The sequence below is a fragment of the Pseudoalteromonas sp. Z1A6 genome, assembly GCF_011378745.1.
Taxonomy (GTDB): domain Bacteria; phylum Pseudomonadota; class Gammaproteobacteria; order Enterobacterales; family Alteromonadaceae; genus Pseudoalteromonas; species Pseudoalteromonas arctica.
The window spans coordinates 1-1222 of record NZ_WTKW01000610.1; the positions used below are offsets into that span (position 1 = coordinate 1).

Annotated in this window: 1 protein-coding gene; it reads right to left on the reverse strand. The window is 34.2% G+C overall.

The window, feature by feature from the left end; genetic code table 11:
- Positions 1 to 88 precede the first annotated feature (88 nt).
- On the reverse strand, positions 89 to 1222 hold a 1134-nt coding region (locus GQR46_RS19885; RefSeq protein ID WP_165742252.1), incomplete at its 5' end, for a cation:proton antiporter.

Genomic DNA, 1222 nt, shown 5'->3' on the forward strand with positions numbered 1-1222 from the left:
AAAAGGCGCAACGATTAACTTCATCAGTGATGAAAATAACCGTTACGCCTTTTTTAATACGTATTCTTAATTTATCTAGTTTAAATAATTATTTTTTAACAAAACTATCGGCAATAGGTCTAGTGCTAATACCATGTATAAATACACTAAACAAAATAGTCGTCATTGCTATTGTCGCTATTTGATATTTGTTTTCTATTTGCGTATCTATCACCATCAATGTAAAAACAATTGATGCTAACCCTCTTGGTCCAAACCACGCAAATGTAAAACGCTCTTTGATACTCAGTGCCGTAAACTGCAGAGACAGCATAACTGGAATTATTCTAATCAATGTTGTACTTAACAAAGCGTAAATTATAATTTCAGTATTTAATTTAGGAATAACTAAGTAAGCACAAACAAACCCGAACAAGCACCAAATCATTAACGATGTGAAATCTGCGATATGCTCTGAGTCTTCAATTAATTCTGTTCTAACTTCTTCGGTCGAAAATTTATCAAATAATAAGCCTGCAATAAACACCGCAATAAATCCACTGCCATGAAAATACTGAGTGACAGAAAACACAGCCATAGCAAAACCGAGTAATAAAAACGGACTGGTATTTTGTGCAAAGTAATGACGTTTCATTGCAAAGTTTAAACTCGGTATAAAAACAGCAATACTTGTAATAGCTATTAATAAAGCCAAGCCAAGCTCTCGTCCAAACACACTTAATGTTTGTGTTGCGGTAATAGCTGAATCAGGATTTTTAGCGAGTAATATAAATATTAAAAATATGGGTACGCATAATCCATCGTTCAAACCACTTTCAGTATTTATTCCTTCGCGTATTTTTTCAGGCACTTGTGTACTTGCTAGTAACCCTTTACTTAATGCCGCATCGGTAGGTGTTAAAATAATAGCGAGCAACGCTGCTTGAATAAGTGAAAGCTCAGCAAAGAAAAATAAAGCAACAGCAATACCAAGTAACAAAGTTAAGGGTAGGGCAACAAACAACAGTAAACTAGGATACTGAAAACTATGCCTTAATACACTCAACTTTGATTTAGCTGCATCAGAAAATAAAAAAATACTTAGCGTAAGCTCTATAAATGGTAATAAAAGATCAACGCCTTCTTTTATTTTATGCCCTTCGTTGGGTAGCACTAAAGCTAAACATATTCCGCCAACAACAAAAAACATTGGGCCTGTTACTTCTGTTTTTTCTAACTGGCG